This is a genomic window from Ruminococcus sp. CAG:57 (genome assembly GCF_000435935.1).
GTDB classification, from domain to species: domain Bacteria; phylum Bacillota; class Clostridia; order Oscillospirales; family Ruminococcaceae; genus Hominimerdicola; species Hominimerdicola aceti.
Genome location: NZ_FR890790.1, coordinates 1 through 1316 on the forward strand (window position 1 = coordinate 1; position 1316 = coordinate 1316).

Genomic DNA, 1316 nt, shown 5'->3' on the forward strand with positions numbered 1-1316 from the left:
GGCATATTTGCAGATGAGGGTATCAGCGGAACGCAGACAAAGAAAAGAACAGAATTTAATCGTATGATAAGAATGTGCAAAAAGAAGAAAATAGACCTCATAATTACAAAGTCTATAAGCCGTTTTTCAAGAAACACGGTTGATTGTCTTCAGTACATAAGGCAGCTGAAGGAATTGGGTATTGGCGTTATTTTCGAAAAAGAGAACATAAACACGCTGACAATGACAAGCGAGTTTATGATAGCTTTGTATGGAAGTTTTGCACAGGCAGAATCGGAATCCATAAGTAAAAACGTAAGCTGGGGCAAAGAAAAAGCCTACCGTGAGGGCAAGGTGCAGTTTCAGTATAAATATCTGCTTGGGTATAAAAAAGGTGAAGACGGAAAACCGGAGATAGTACCCGAAGAGGCTGAAACAGTAAGGCTGATATATACGCTGTTTCTCGACGGATACAGCATGAGCAGGATAAAAAAGCTCCTCGAGAACAAAGGCATTTTGACTTCACAGGGAAAGAAAGTATGGAACGAATCACTTATCCGCAGCATTTTGAAAAACGAAAAGTATGCAGGCGACGCACTTCTGCAAAAGACTTTTACCTCAGATTGTATCACTCACAAGATAGTTAAAAATCACGGCGAACGCCCGATGTATCTTGTGACAGATCATCATGAACCCATAATCGACCGTGACACATACAATAGAGTCCAGCAGGAGCTTGCAAGGAGAAGTTCAAAAAGAAAGGTATCAGATAAAACTACTACCGAGCAAGGAAAATACAGCAGTAAATATGCACTTACGGAACTGCTTATCTGTGGAAAATGCGGCACGCCTTACCGCCGTACAACGTGGACTTCAAGAGGCAAAAAGCAAATTGTCTGGCGGTGTATAAGCCGACTGGAACACGGCAGAAGATACTGTTCCGATTCGCCCACGATAAAGGAAGAACAGTTCCACAAAGCCATAATACGAGCGATAAATAACTACTACTCTTGTGGGAACGACGTTGAAAAGATCTTAAAAGCGAATATCGGCAATGTGCTTGAATGTCATGGACAGGAAGAGATCACAGCGATCAAAAAAAGGCTTAAAGAGATCGACAAGGCAAGAAGTGATCTGATAAGTCTCATAGCAACAGGCGGCTGTGATGAGGACAAGCTGGACAGCGAGTTTGAAAAGCTGTATGAGGAAGAGCAAAGCCTGAGTGAAAGACTTGCAATGCTGAAATCAAAAAATCAAACTTCCGCCGAAACTCAAGCCAAGCTTGATAAGATAATAGATATGATAGAGCATGAGAAATTCGAGCTGGAAACGTTCGA

The 1316-nt window shown here is 41.9% G+C and carries 1 protein-coding gene; it reads left to right on the plus strand.

Going from position 1 to position 1316, the window contains the following annotated elements; genetic code table 11:
- Nucleotides 1-1316, plus strand: a 1316-nt coding sequence (locus tag QVO88_RS11320) for a recombinase family protein (RefSeq protein ID WP_288178035.1), incomplete at both ends; no start/stop codon positions are given.